The organism is Neptunomonas sp. CHC150, assembly GCF_030397555.1.
Classification (GTDB): Bacteria; Pseudomonadota; Gammaproteobacteria; order Pseudomonadales; family Balneatricaceae; genus Neptunomonas; species Neptunomonas phycophila.
On sequence record NZ_JAPNXU010000007.1, the window covers coordinates 14144 to 26604 of the forward strand.

The 12461-nt window shown below is 46.6% G+C and carries 12 protein-coding genes; 9 read left to right on the forward strand and 3 right to left on the reverse strand.

Annotation, left to right across the window (positions count from 1 at the left end):
* The first annotated feature begins 288 nt into the window (after nucleotides 1-288).
* The 8 genes from OW491_RS09020 to OW491_RS09060 are packed head-to-tail and all read left to right on the forward strand — an operon-like array spanning nucleotide 289 to nucleotide 7132.
* The gene (locus tag OW491_RS09020; protein WP_178967780.1) at nucleotides 289-1086 is read left to right on the forward strand and encodes a substrate-binding domain-containing protein; all 798 of its coding nucleotides are present in this window, start codon (nucleotides 289-291) and stop codon (nucleotides 1084-1086) included.
* Nucleotides 1086-1790, forward strand: a complete 705-nt coding sequence (locus OW491_RS09025) for an ABC transporter permease (protein ID WP_075174248.1) — start codon at nucleotides 1086-1088, stop codon at nucleotides 1788-1790. The genes OW491_RS09020 and OW491_RS09025 overlap by 1 nt, the downstream gene beginning before the upstream one ends.
* A 1-nt stretch (nucleotide 1791) precedes the next feature.
* Nucleotides 1792-2469, forward strand: coding sequence for an ABC transporter ATP-binding protein (locus OW491_RS09030; RefSeq protein ID WP_290035679.1), 678 nt, complete (start codon nucleotides 1792-1794; stop codon nucleotides 2467-2469).
* A complete protein-coding gene (gene mobA / locus OW491_RS18255) occupies nucleotides 2459-3553 on the forward strand; it encodes a molybdenum cofactor guanylyltransferase MobA (protein ID WP_354669559.1) in 1095 nt (364 codons plus the stop codon). Before OW491_RS09030 ends, mobA begins: the two co-directional genes overlap by 11 nt.
* Nucleotides 3546-4862 (forward strand): bifunctional molybdopterin-guanine dinucleotide biosynthesis adaptor protein MobB/molybdopterin molybdotransferase MoeA, encoded by a 1317-nt coding sequence (locus tag OW491_RS09045; RefSeq protein ID WP_290035681.1) that lies wholly within the window; start codon nucleotides 3546-3548, stop codon nucleotides 4860-4862. The genes mobA and OW491_RS09045 overlap by 8 nt, the downstream gene beginning before the upstream one ends.
* Nucleotides 4863-4871: 9 nt before the next feature.
* Nucleotides 4872-5870 (forward strand): GTP 3',8-cyclase MoaA, encoded by a 999-nt coding sequence (moaA, locus tag OW491_RS09050; protein ID WP_277251761.1) that lies wholly within the window; start codon nucleotides 4872-4874, stop codon nucleotides 5868-5870.
* A 48-nt stretch (nucleotides 5871-5918) separates the two neighbouring features.
* Entirely contained in the window at nucleotides 5919-6425 is a 507-nt protein-coding gene (locus OW491_RS09055; RefSeq protein ID WP_075174244.1) for a hypothetical protein, read from the forward strand.
* Nucleotides 6426-6427: 2 nt separating this feature from the next.
* Entirely contained in the window at nucleotides 6428-7132 is a 705-nt protein-coding gene (locus OW491_RS09060; protein ID WP_290035685.1) for a DTW domain-containing protein, read from the forward strand.
* Here OW491_RS09060 and dtd read toward each other — a convergent pair.
* The 3 genes from dtd to typA form a co-directional block, all read right to left on the reverse strand.
* Nucleotides 7129-7569 carry a D-aminoacyl-tRNA deacylase gene (gene dtd, locus OW491_RS09065; protein ID WP_290035687.1) on the reverse strand — a complete coding sequence of 147 codons (441 nt, stop codon included), beginning with the start codon at nucleotides 7567-7569 and terminating at the stop codon, nucleotides 7129-7131. The genes OW491_RS09060 and dtd overlap by 4 nt on opposite strands.
* Nucleotides 7570-7591: 22 nt before the next feature.
* Nucleotides 7592-8542 carry a prolyl aminopeptidase gene (gene pip / locus OW491_RS09070; RefSeq protein ID WP_290035688.1) on the reverse strand — a complete coding sequence of 317 codons (951 nt, stop codon included), beginning with the start codon at nucleotides 8540-8542 and terminating at the stop codon, nucleotides 7592-7594.
* A gap of 125 nt (nucleotides 8543-8667) precedes the next feature.
* On the reverse strand, nucleotides 8668-10485 hold the full coding sequence (gene typA, locus OW491_RS09075; RefSeq protein ID WP_075174240.1) for a translational GTPase TypA: 1818 nt from the start codon (nucleotides 10483-10485) through the stop codon (nucleotides 8668-8670).
* A 367-nt stretch (nucleotides 10486-10852) separates the two neighbouring features.
* On the opposite strand from typA, the gene glnA reads away from it, so the two are divergent.
* Nucleotides 10853-12259, forward strand: a complete 1407-nt coding sequence (gene glnA / locus OW491_RS09080; RefSeq protein WP_075174239.1) for a glutamate--ammonia ligase — start codon at nucleotides 10853-10855, stop codon at nucleotides 12257-12259.
* The last annotated feature ends 202 nt before the right edge of the window (nucleotides 12260-12461 follow it).

The following is a 12461-nucleotide window of genomic DNA, read 5'->3' on the forward strand; positions in this document are numbered from 1 at the left end:
ACTAGCAAACAAGAGAGTTCAACTGCGTAAAAAACCGCTTGTTAGCTCGTGAGGACCGTTTTTATTGTTATTTTTAGTGGGCTGCAAGTGTTTAAAGTACCGCAATAATAATGGGACAAATTGTCCAGCCCGCCAACAGGGTAGGTCATTTTGTCTGGATTCGGTAGCCTAATATAGTCGTAGTGGTACATTTTTGTGCAATAAACCGTTGGCATCTAATTTGCTCTCGTCCTTAGTAGGTCAGAATAAGAATGCTGATATTTCAGCGCAATAATAAGGAAGACACTGATGCGCCTACTGTTAATTACCGTCTTAATGCTTTTAGGGACACTAAGCCATGCTAGTGACACTATTATCCGTTTGGCCACGACCACCAGTACTTACAACTCCGGGTTATTGGATGCCATTTTGCCGACATTTGAGAAAGCGCATGATGTGCAAGTTCAAGTAATAGCGGTTGGTACAGGTAAGGCGCTTAAAATGGGAGAAGCGGGCGATGTCGACTTAGTAATGACGCATGCTCCGGGGGCGGAAAAAGCGTTTGTAGATGCTGGCTTTGGTGTTGAACCAACAGGCTTGATGTATAACGACTTTGTCGTGATTGGGCCCTCAGCAGACCCTGCGGGTATTGCAGCAGAAAGTGATGTGGCAAAAGCTATGGCAAGTATAGCCAATACAGATAGCCTGTTTATTTCCCGCGGAGATGATTCCGGTACGCATAAAAAAGAACGTGCGTTATGGCGTGATGCGCAAGTGCTACCTGACTTTAGTCATTATAAAGAAGTCGGCCAAGGGATGGGGAAAGTGCTGCAAATGGCTGATGAATTAAATGCCTATACGCTAACGGACAGAGGCACTTGGCTGGCTTATGAAAGCCGTTTACGTCTTGTGGTGCTGGTAGAAGGGGATAAGCGTTTATTTAATCCGTATCAGGTCATCCTAGTTAACCCTGTTCGGCATCAAGGGCTGAATACAGCAGGTGCTAGAGCGCTTCGTGATTGGTTAATATCCGCGCAGGGGCAACAACTAATAGGCGATTTCACTGTTAACGGTAAAGGATTATTTACGGCCTCAGCTAATCAATAATGGAGTCATTAACCACTACCTGCCTTCAGGCGCTAACGCTGTTGATCAGTGGTGATCGCGATTTGTGGGTCATCATTGGGGTGTCTTGCCGGGTATCATTAGCGGCGATTGGTCTATCCGTTATTCCAGCGGTGCTGTTGGGTTTGTATTTGGCCATGGTGCCTTTTCCTGGGCGTTGGGTTGTCGTTGCCGTGTTAAATGCGCTGATGGCAGTCCCTACTGTTGTTGTAGGGCTAACATTATATTTGTTGCTTTCGCGTAGCGGTCCATTGGGTGAGTGGCAATTGTTGTTTACACAACCCGCTATGGTTATTGGGCAAATGTTATTAGCGTTCCCTGTCATTGTGTGTATGTCGCATGCTGCTTTTCAAGCGTTAGATAAACGCGCTTGGGAAACATCTCGCATGTTAGGTGCTTCTTTTGGTAAAGCTATCTTGACCTTGATGAATGAGGCGCGCTTTGCATTGACTGCCGCGGTAGTTGTTGCGTTTGGGCGTATTATTGCCGAAGTAGGTTGCTCGATGATGATTGGCGGAAACATCATGAATTTTACACGTAACATACCGACAGCTATAGCACTAGAGACGAGTAAAGGAGCGTTTGCTCAAGGCGTGGCTTTAGGCTTAGTGCTGTTGATATTGGCTTTAGTTCTTAACGTCGCGTTGGCTTTATTGCGCGGCCGTGGCCAACTGCAGGTGAGCTGATATGAATATAACCCTGACAAAGCTGACAAAGAAATATAACGGTAAAGAGTTGTTTTCTATCCCGTTGCTGTCGCTTCATCAGAACGACGTTATCCATTTGGGAGGCGAAAACGGCAGTGGTAAAACGACACTCATGAAATTGATTGCAGCGCTAGATAGCCCATCAAGTGGCTGTATTGTCGTTGATAATAAGGAGCGTCGCCGCTGGCGCTTTCGTTCAGGGGAAAAGGGTGTCATTTATATGCACCAAACACCGTACTTATTTTCTGGCAGTGTAGAAGATAACTTGCGGTACGGTTTACTTAACCGCTTTAACGATAAGTCACTCATTGAATATAAAGTCGATTACGCTTTACAGGTGGCTAAATTAAGCGCCTTTGCGACGCAGGAAGCACGCACCTTATCAGGAGGCGAAAAGCAACGGCTCGCGTTGGCTCGTGCAGCTATTTTAGAACCCAGTTGGCTGCTCTTAGATGAGCCAACAGCGAATATGGATCATCATTCAATCGATGTGGTTGCGTTTATGGTTGATACGCTGATTCAGCAAAAATGCGGTATCATGATCAGTAGCCATCAAAAAACACACCTTACACATATTTGCCGTCGCCGTCTTCAGTTAAAAGCGGGCCGCTTGTTGGAGGTGTTAGATAACGCGGAGTTTGCAAAGCATGCGTCATGAGCAGGTAACCGGAGTCGTTTTAGCAGGCGGTATGGCTCGTCGAATGGGGGGCACGGATAAAGGTTGGGTCGAGCTAGAAGGCAAGCCGCTTATCCAGCATGCAATAGCGGTGGTGGAGCCCGAAGTGGCGCATGTGTTAGTGAATGCAAATCGGAGTTTAGAAGCGTATCGATCGTTAGGCTTCCCGGTTATCAATGATATTCAAGGTGATTATCAAGGGCCGCTAATGGGTATGGCGACAGGGCTTAAACATGCAACGACCCCTTGGGTGGCTTTTGTTCCTTGTGATAGTCCGCGTTTACCGGCGAATACCGTCTCGCGTTTAGTCACGGCTCAAGCGCACAGCGGGCAGCCGATTATAGTCGCCAGTGATGGCAAGCGTATCCAACCGGTAGTGACGCTAATCAGACGCGATCTGTGTGATCATCTCTTATCGGCACTTGCATCAGGAGAGCGAAAAATAGATCGGTGGTTTGCTGAAGTCGGGTTTGCTGAAGCTGACTTTAGTGATTGTGTTGATGCGTTTGTAAATGTTAACCGGCAAGACGACCTCAATGCATTAATCGCCATGCCGCGTTTGCTAGGCATTTCTGCGTGGAGTGGTACCGGTAAAACAACGTTATTAAAAAAGCTGATTCCAGCACTCAACGAACAAGGGGTTAGGCTTGCGGTGATTAAGCATGCGCATCATAAATTTGATGTCGATCACCCTGGTAAAGACAGCTATGAGCTGCGCAAGGCGGGGGCTCATCAGATGCTGATTGCCTCAGATCAGCGTTGGGCGCTCATGGTTGATAAAGTCGAGCCTCAAGAGCCTCAGTTATGTGACCTCATCAGTAAGTTAGATTTGGCGCAGTTAGATTTAGTATTAGTCGAGGGCTTTAAGCGAGAATCCATACCTAAGCTGGAGTTACATCGTCCCTCTTTAGGTAAGCCTCTAATCTATCCTGAAGATGAAAATATTATTGCCATAGCTACCGATTCCCCTGATCACATAATCACCGACCTACCAGTGCTTGATATGGCTGATATTGAGGCAGTGTTAGCGTTTGTGCTCAACTATATGGACTGGCAGTGTGACTAAGCAGGCTGAAGCCACTTCGGTGGTGAGTTGTTTTGATGCGGCCGCTAACCCGGGTGGTATGTTGAGTGTAACTGAAAGTGTGCAATTTCTTCTCGATGCCGTACTGACGCCTAAGCAGCGGGCACTAACCGTTATTGAGTCTTTGACTGAAACAATACCGCTAACGATGGCCTTGAAGCGGGTGCTAGCTGAAGATATTGCTTCTTCTATTAATGTGCCGCCAACCACTAATTCAGCGATGGACGGGTATGCATTAGGTTACAGCGAGTCACTGGACTTCCCACTGCGTGTTATTGGCGAGGCCTATGCGGGTCATGGCTACGAAGGCGTAGTTCATCCCGGTGAAGCCGTAAAGATCATGACGGGAGCGCCGCTGCCTACAGGATGCGATACCGTTATCATTAAAGAAGCAGCTCAGGTTAAGAATAACCTGCAAAATGCTCAGGAACCTTTTTTGTACTTCCAAGGCGCTATGGATAAAGGCCAGCACGTACGTCAAGCCGGGGAAGATTTGCAGCAAGGGCAGTTAGCGTTAGCGCATGGTACTTTGCTGCGCCCTCAGGAAATGGGGCTGCTGGCATCCATCGGACACGACAAAGTGATGGTTTATAGTCGGTTACGGGTTGCCATTTTTTCGACCGGCGATGAGGTGCACCCTCAAGGTAAACCGCTACCCAGTCAGGGGATTTACGATACCAATCGTTTTTCACTTCGAGGTCTATTAGAACAGCTCGGTTGTGAGGTGGTTGATTTAGGCATCATCGCTGACGATAAACAGTCTCTTTCGCTAGCGTTAGCCGAGGGAGCCGCTCAGGCTGATTGCATTATCTCGTCGGGAGGCGTCTCTATGGGAGATGCGGATTATATTCGCGAGGTACTGGCGAGCGCAGGACATGTGGACTTTTGGCGCATAGCAATGCGACCTGGCCGTCCCTTTGCTTTTGGACATGTTAATGACCGGCCTTTTTTTGGTTTGCCCGGTAACCCTGTCGCTGTCATGGTGACTTTCTTACAATTTGTGCAACCTGCTTTGCGTAAAATGATGGGTCAAGAACGTTGGCAGCCAATACGTTTGACCGCTGTCGCCGAGGAACCGTTGCGCTCTCGTAAAGGTCGAACGGATTATAGCCGTGGTATTTACCGTATTAACGAGCAAGGAGTGCTGGTGGTAAAAGTAACAGGGTCGCAGGGATCTGGAATCTTAACTTCCATGGTGGCGGCTAACTGCTTAATTGAAATCACCGATGATGATGAACGCATCGAAGCGGGCCAGTCGGTAACGATTCAGCCCTTTAGCGACTTGCTCTGAGGAAAAAACATGTCAGTTGTTACACCTGTCTCAGATCCATTCGGCCGACAGATAACCTATGTAAGGATGTCGGTGACAGACCGATGCGACTTTCGCTGTGTGTACTGTATGGATGAGGAAATGACGTTTTTGCCTCGGCAGCAGGTTTTATCGCTTGAAGAAATACAGATGATCGCTCAAGCCTTTACTGAGTTAGGAGTGACTAAAATTCGTTTAACGGGCGGGGAGCCTCTAGTGCGAAAAGAGGTGACGCGCCTATTTGATGGAATAGGGCAGTTGCCTGGCTTAACCGATTTTTGCTTAACGACTAACGGCTCTCAATTACCTAAGTATGCACAAGCGTTAAAGGCCAGCGGCGTCAATCGTATTAACATCAGTATGGATAGTCTGCGCAGTGATCGATTCCACGAATTGACCCGCACTGGCCGCTTAGTTCAGGTTATCGAGGGGATTGATGCGGCTATAGCCGCGGGTTTTGAACGCATTAAAATTAATGCTGTTATTTTAAAAGGTCGTAATGATGATGAGATCCTCGATCTTGTCGATTTTGTTCGAGAACGAGGCATCGATATTAGCTTTATCGAAGAAATGCCATTAGGCGTTATTTCAGAACACAAACGTGAAGAAACGTATTGCTCCAGCGATGATGTACGCGAAATAATTCACAGTCGTTACCCGCTTTATCCGAATGTGCACAGTACAGGCGGGCCTTCTAAGTATTGGTCGATGAGTGATAGCGATAGCCGTATTGGGTTTATATCGCCGCATAGCCACAATTTCTGTGGTGATTGTAACCGTGTACGTGTCACTGTTGAGGGTAAATTGCTGCTGTGCCTCGGTAATGAAAATGCGGTTGACCTAAAAGCGGTAGTGCGTCGTTACCCGGGTGATATTGAGCGGCTCAAAGATACGATAGTCGCAGCCATCGCCCATAAACCGGAAAAACACCATTTCACAACCGACGGTGATGTACAAATTGTCCGCTTCATGAATACAACAGGCGGCTGATTCGTTATGATATTTAGCTATTCATAGCTAGATGGTCTGCATAGACGCATGGTTAATATTGCATCAGTTTCGTTTTTCTTTGATCAAGTTGAAGATCGGATTCGCCTTATCGGTAACCTCGATAATCAGGGGCCGCGTGTCGATTTTTGGTTAACACGGCGTTTGGTTATGCGTTTACTTGAAATGTCATTAGAGCTTGTGCAAAAAACATCGCAACAGGTCAATCAAGTACCGGTTGAGCACCAAGGCGCGATGGCTCAGTTTGAGCATGATCAAGCGCAACAGGCGCCTAATATTCAGTCGGCGGATAGCCAAAATCACGATGAACATCCGGCATCAATTTTGCGACGTCTGGATATTAGCTACCAAGATGGACGTTACCGGCTGAGTTTTTTTAGCCATGGTACTGACGAGCTGCAAGCCGTGAGTATTTTAAGTTATCAAGAGTTGCATCAAACACTGCATTGGCTGCACCGCGGTAGCTTAAAGCTTGATTGGGGAGCTAGCGCGTCGTTGTTTGATGGCCTTGAAAATTCGCCACAGAGATTACAATAAATATGGCGTTTGATCCTAATGCGCCTCGCAAGCCTTTTGTCGCCCGTGGTTCCCGAGTTGAGCGGTGCTCATCCTGTTTAATGGCAGCGGCCCGCTGTTTGTGTGATGTACGTCCAAACATTAAAGGCAAAGCAGTTTTCTGGCTGCTTACTCATCATAATGAAATCTACAAGCCAACCAACACAGGACGCTTGATTGTTGATACCTTGCAAGGGTGCCGAGTGTTTAAGTGGGGGCGCGTTGAGCCTGAGCCTGCTTTTCTTGAGGCGCTAAATGATCCGCGTTATCGTCCTTGCATTGTTTTTCCGTCGGATGAGGACTACCAGCAACGTATGGTAAGGGTTGATTATCTTCAACAAGATGATCGTATACCTGCTTTTATTATTTTGGATGGCACATGGCGTCAAGCACGACGGATGTTTCGTTTGAGCCGTTACCTCGATAACATACCTGCTATAGAGCCGAGCCATACCGCCGAGTCACGCTATCAATTGCGTCAATCGTCTGAGCCCCATCATTTATGCACAGCTGAAATAGCGGCCTTAATGCTGCGCGAAGTCAACGACACAATCAGTGCCGATGTATTAGATAGTTACTTTGATTTATTTAATTTGGAATACCATGCATCCCGCGTGAAAAGAGAACAAACATCACAAATAACAGCTGTTAGGGAGCGCTTAGCGTCTTTAGTGCAGCCGTTACGTTAGTTAGCCTCTAGCAAAAATGTGACGGGGCCGTCGTTGAGTAAAGATACCTTCATATCCGCACCAAATTTACCGGTTTGCACACAGGGGTGTTGCTGCTTTGCCTGCTCTACAAAGTAATCATACATTGCTTTACCGTGCTCGGGAGAGGCGCCGTTAGAAAAGCCCGGGCGTAGACCTTTTTGGGTGTCGGCAACCAAAGTGAATTGAGAGACAATCAACAAGCCACCTCCTACCTGTTGTAGATTAAGGTTCATCTTGTCGTCGTTATCAGAAAAGACACGGTAGTTGATTACTTTTTTTAGCAGTTTATCGGCAATAGCTGACGTATCATCACGCTCAATACCGAGTAATAACAGTAAGCCGTGATCAATTTCTCCTATTCGCTGGCCGTCGACATCGACGCTCGCGCAGCTAACACGTTGTATTAAACCCTTCATAAAAACGGACACTCTTTCTCAATTAGGCTAAGGACTCGGCAAACTGGTCTGTAGCACAGACTAGGTTATTAATTATGCCTTTTTCGTAGGCCGAATGACCTGCTTCCCGTACGATATGAAGTTCTGCTTGTGGTAGCTGTCGGTGAAGTTCGTAGGCTTGTTGAACGGGACAGACCATATCATATCGGCCATGCACCAGTATGGTCGGTATGTGTGCAATGCATGCCGCATTATCTAGGATCTGGTTTTCTTCAATAAAGCTATTGTTTACAAAGTAGTGGGCTTCAATACGCGCCATGGATAAAGCAATGTGGGGATCAGAAAAGTGCTCCACAGTGTCGGCGTTGGGTACTAGGGTCGAACAGCGTCCTTCCCAAATAGACCATGCTTTTGCGGCCGACATACGCTCGAGCTCATTGTCAGAAGTTAAACGTTGGTAATAGGCATGTAATAAGTTGTTATGCTCTGTAACAGGTATCTTGTGGATAAAGTCTTGCCAGTAATCAGGAAAGATGACACCGGCGCCGTGCTGGTAAAGCCAATGAATGTCTTGCTGTCGGCTAAGGAATATTCCGCGCAAAATAAGTCCGTTAACCCTGTCTGGAAATGCTTGTGCGTACAGTAGGCTTAGCGTAGAGCCCCACGAGCCACCAAAAAGCATCCATTGTTCTATGTTTAAGTGGCTGCGGATTTTTTCTATATCCGCAATAAGATGTGCCGTTGTGTTGTGCTCCAACGAGGCGTGAGGTTGCGAGCGCCCACACCCGCGCTGATCAAATAGAATGATGCGGTATTTCTCTGGATTAAAAAAGCTGCGCTGTGCGTTGCTTGTGCCCCCACCAGGACCTCCGTGGACAAATAAAACCGGTAAGCCCTCAGCGTTGCCGCTTTCTTCGATATAAATTGAATGGCCGTCACCGACATCCAACATCTGTTCTTTGTACGGGTGAATATCCGGGTAGAGAATGCGCATTATGCGTTACCTATGTATATTGCCTGTTATTCCAGTATAAGGTGCATTTCCTAGATAGAAACGCTACAGACAAAAAAAGGTGGCCTAAGCCACCTTTAATATTACAACAGTCGTATTAGACGCTATTACTTAGCGCTGCGACCTTTACGTTTACGCTCGTTTTCAGTTAGGTACTTTTTACGAAGGCGGATGTGGTTAGGTGTAACTTCAACCAGCTCGTCGTCTTCAATAAAGTCTAACGCTTGTTCCAGTGTAAAACGGATAGCTGGCGTAAGCTGAATGTTCTCATCGGTACCAGATGCACGTACGTTGGTTAACTGCTTACCTTTGATAGGGTTAACAGCTAGATCGTTGTTACGGCTATGGATACCAAGGATCATACCCTCGTAAACATCAACGTTAGGAACGACGCACAAACGTCCGCGCTCTTGTAGGTTCCATAATGAGTAACCGAGTGCTTTACCTGTCACCATAGAAACAAGAACACCGTTGCTACGATAGATGACTTCACCTTCTTTAACCGGACCATAATGGTCAAAGATAGAAGTCATGATACCCGTACCTGATGTCATGGTTAGGAATTGGCTACGGAAGCCAATCAAACCGCGTGATGGGATCATGAACGTTAAGCGGATACGGCCAGAGCTGTCCACTTCCATATTTGTCATGTCACCTTTACGCTTGCCCATCTCTTCGATGATGCTGCCTTGGTGCTGGTCTTCAACATCGATCATTACGATCTCGTATGGCTCTTGTGTTTGGCCATCGACTTCACGTTGAATAACTTCTGGACGAGAAACACCTAGCTCAAAACCTTCGCGACGCATGGTTTCGATTAAAACAGAAAGATGTAGCTCACCACGGCCTGATACGCGGAACTTATCCGGTGTGTCGCCTTCGGCTACACGCAAAGCAACGTTGTGGATCAATTCGCGGTCTAAGCGGTCTTTGATGTTACGACTGGTAACGAACTTACCGTCTTGGCCAGCAAACGGAGAATCGTTTACTTGGAACGTCATCGATACCGTTGGCTCGTCAACCGATAGGGCTGGTAAAGCTTCTACTTTTTCTGGGTCACAGATAGTGTCAGAAATGTTGAGCTCGTCAATACCCGTAATACATACGATATCGCCAGCCTGAGCCGAGGTAACATCAACGCGATCAAGGCCTAAGTAACCCATGATCTTTTGAAGCTTACCGCTGCGCACAGAACCGTCAGCGCTGATTACTTTAACTTGTTGGTTAATTTTAGCAGTACCACGCTTGATACGGCCGACACCGATAACACCTACGTAGCTGTTATAGTCTAATGCAGAAATTTGCATTTGCAGCGGACCATCAACGTCTACTTCTGGGGGGTTAACGTGCTCAACGATAGCTTCAAACAGAGGAGTCATGTCTTCAGCAAGGTTGTCGTGCTCTAAACCTGCAATACCATTTAACGCAGACGCATAAATGATAGGGAAGTCGAGCTGCTCATCTGTTGCGCCTAATGAGTCGAATAGGTCGAATACTAAGTCGACGGCACGGTCAGGGTTTGCGCCTGGACGGTCAACCTTGTTAACAACAACGATCGGGCGAAGGCCCTGATCGAATGCTTTTTGCGTTACAAAGCGCGTTTGCGGCATAGGGCCGTCAACAGCATCAACTAATAGACATACGCAGTCTACCATCGACAATACACGCTCTACTTCGCCACCAAAATCGGCATGCCCTGGAGTATCCACGATATTGATGTGATAGTCATTCCATTCGATGGCCGTGTTTTTTGCCAAAATGGTAATGCCGCGTTCTTTCTCCTGGTCATTGGAGTCCATGATGCGTTCAGTGCCTTCATCACGACGGCCCAGGGTGCCCGATTGCTGCAAAAGTTTGTCAACCAAAGTCGTTTTACCATGGTCAACGTGAGCAATGATGGCGATGTTTCTCAGCTTATCAATCACGTGGATGTACCCAGATTATATTTAAAAATAAAGCGCGCATTATACACGTAAATTGCGAGTGGGATGCTGAATAATTGACCAATTAAAAAGGTTTTTTAAGGAAGCACTTTTTTTTAGGTTAGAGTAAGATGCTGATGACCCTTTATAAGGCGTTAAAAAGCCATTATGCATCTTTTTGGTGCTTTAATATGTGTTTTGTTTATTTTTGGTGCGTTTGATGGTCAAAAGGGTGCGCTTAATGCCTGTTTTAAAGGGGGTTGAGTGTGGCATGAAGTTTGCTGCCTAAAAGCAACCGGCAAAAAAGCCGATTTTTAGGACCTGTTTTTACGTAAACGCGTCTGGCAAATTCTAAATTGGAGAGAGCCACATGTCAGAGAAGACTCTGAAGTTAATCGAAGAAAATGATGTTAAGTGGATCGATATGCGATTCACAGATACCCAAGGTAAAGAACAGCACGTTACTATTCCTGTTACGCAGATGGGTGACGACTTCTTTGAAGAAGGTAAAATGTTCGATGGTTCTTCTATCTCTGGATGGAAAGGTATCAACGAATCTGACATGATTTTGCAGCCAGACGACGCTGCTTCAGTACTTGATCCCTTCGCTGAAGAGTCAACGGTTATCGTGCGTTGTAACATTGTTGAGCCAATGACTGGACAAGGTTACGAGCGTGACCCTCGCTCTGTTGCAAACCGTGCTGAAGAATACTTAAAGTCTACAGGTATCGCGGATACTGCCTTCTTTGGTCCTGAACCAGAATTCTTCGTTTTTGATGAAGTGCATTTCCACTCAGATATGAGCGGTTGCGGCTATAAAGTGTCTTCTGAAGAAGCAGCATGGTCTTCTAATAGCAAGTTCGAAGGCGGTAACACGGGTCACCGTCCACGTGTTAAAGGCGGTTACTTCCCAGTACCACCTGTTGATTCTTTGCATGACTTGCGTGCAAATATGTGTAACGCAATGACAGCAATGGGCTTAGACGTTGAAGTTCATCACCATGAAGTTGCAACAGCTGGTCAGTGTGAGATCGGTGCTGGTGCAAACACATTGGTTAAGAAAGCTGACGAAGTTCAGGTTCTTAAATACTGCGTACATAATGTTGCTCACGCTTACGGCAAAACAGCGACGTTCATGCCTAAGCCTATCGTAGGTGATAACGGTTCTGGTATGCACGTTCACCAGTCATTGACTAAAGATGGCAAAAACATCTTTGCTGGTGATGTGTATGCAGGTATGAGTGAAACAGCGTTGTTCTACATTGGTGGTATCATCAAGCACGCTAAAGCACTGAATGCGATCACTAACCCAGGTACAAACTCTTATAAGCGTTTGGTTCCAGGTTTTGAAGCACCTGTTATGTTGGCTTATTCTGCTCGTAACCGTTCTGCTTCTATCCGTATTCCTTACGTTACTAGCGATAAAGCTCGTCGTATCGAAACGCGTTTCCCTGACCCAATTGCTAACCCATACCTGTGCTTCGCTGCCTTGATGATGGCGGGTCTTGACGGTATTCAGAACAAAATCCACCCTGGCGATGCTGCTGATAAAGACTTGTATGATCTACCAGCTGAAGAAGCGGCTAAGATCCCTCAGGTTTGTAGTTCTTTAGAAGAAGCGTTGGCTGCATTGGATGCAGACCGCGAGTTCTTGACTAAAGGCGGTGTATTCACTGATGACATGATCGATGCTTATATCGAACTGAAAACAGAAGAAGCACTAAAAGTAAGCACAGTAACTCACCCAGTTGAGTACGACTTGTACTACTCTGTATAAAACAGTGCGCTAGATAGAAAAGCCTCCTTATTGGGGGCTTTTTTTTGTCCGCTAATCAGTGATTTAGTTTACGTAGTTGCAGAATTGGTGGCTGCACCAAAATGGCGCAAGGTTGCGGTGCATGCTAGTCTGTTAATGGGTAGATAAGTCACAGTCGGCGGGCTGTTCAGGTAATTCAGTGCGAAATTTATGAATTGGCTTT

Excerpts from the sequence above, each read along its gene's own strand:
- OW491_RS09020 (WP_178967780.1), top strand. The coding sequence starts at position 289 with ATGCGCCTACTGTTAATTACCGTCTTAATGCTTTTAGGGACACTAAGC.
- OW491_RS09025 (WP_075174248.1), top strand. The coding sequence starts at position 1,086 with ATGGAGTCATTAACCACTACCTGCCTTCAGGCGCTAACGCTGTTGATC.
- OW491_RS09030 (WP_290035679.1), top strand. The coding sequence starts at position 1,792 with ATGAATATAACCCTGACAAAGCTGACAAAGAAATATAACGGTAAAGAG.
- mobA (WP_354669559.1), top strand. The coding sequence starts at position 2,459 with ATGCGTCATGAGCAGGTAACCGGAGTCGTTTTAGCAGGCGGTATGGCT.
- moaA (WP_277251761.1), top strand. The coding sequence starts at position 4,872 with ATGTCAGTTGTTACACCTGTCTCAGATCCATTCGGCCGACAGATAACC.
- OW491_RS09055 (WP_075174244.1), top strand. The coding sequence starts at position 5,919 with ATGGTTAATATTGCATCAGTTTCGTTTTTCTTTGATCAAGTTGAAGAT.
- OW491_RS09060 (WP_290035685.1), top strand. The coding sequence starts at position 6,428 with ATGGCGTTTGATCCTAATGCGCCTCGCAAGCCTTTTGTCGCCCGTGGT.
- dtd (WP_290035687.1), bottom strand. The coding sequence starts at position 7,569 with ATGAAGGGTTTAATACAACGTGTTAGCTGCGCGAGCGTCGATGTCGAC.
- pip (WP_290035688.1), bottom strand. The coding sequence starts at position 8,542 with ATGCGCATTCTCTACCCGGATATTCACCCGTACAAAGAACAGATGTTG.
- glnA (WP_075174239.1), top strand. The coding sequence starts at position 10,853 with ATGTCAGAGAAGACTCTGAAGTTAATCGAAGAAAATGATGTTAAGTGG.